Origin of the sequence: Caulobacter sp. 602-1, assembly GCF_003931565.1 — a bacterium.
Lineage (GTDB): Bacteria > Pseudomonadota > Alphaproteobacteria > Caulobacterales > Caulobacteraceae > Caulobacter.
Genome location: NZ_RRYI01000117.1, coordinates 1 through 294 on the forward strand (window position 1 = coordinate 1; position 294 = coordinate 294).

A 294-nucleotide genomic window follows, 5' to 3' on the forward strand; every position below is an offset into this window, starting at 1 on the left:
GACAGGACGATGTCTGCCAGCGTGGGGCATTCCGGATAGCTGCCGTTCAGCGTCGGCACCATGTCCGAATTGGCGCCGGCCACTAGCATCATTTCGATCAGGTCTTCGACATAGATAAAGGACTTGATCGTATCGCGGCGGCCGGGGAAGACAAAGAAGCCGCGCTTCAGCAGAGACGCCATGCGCGCGATGTTGCCGCCTTCGCCGGGGCCGAACACGACCGCCGGGCGAATGACGGTCAGCTTCCGGCCGGAAGCGGCTTCCTGCCAATCGCGGTCGATCTTCTCGGCCATG

Annotated in this window: 1 protein-coding gene; it reads right to left on the reverse strand. The window is 62.6% G+C overall.

Translation table 11 applies throughout. The features are described 5' to 3' along the window. The coding region (locus tag EIK80_RS25505; protein ID WP_125159728.1) for an NAD-dependent epimerase/dehydratase family protein at nt 1-294 on the reverse strand (294 nt) is incomplete at both ends.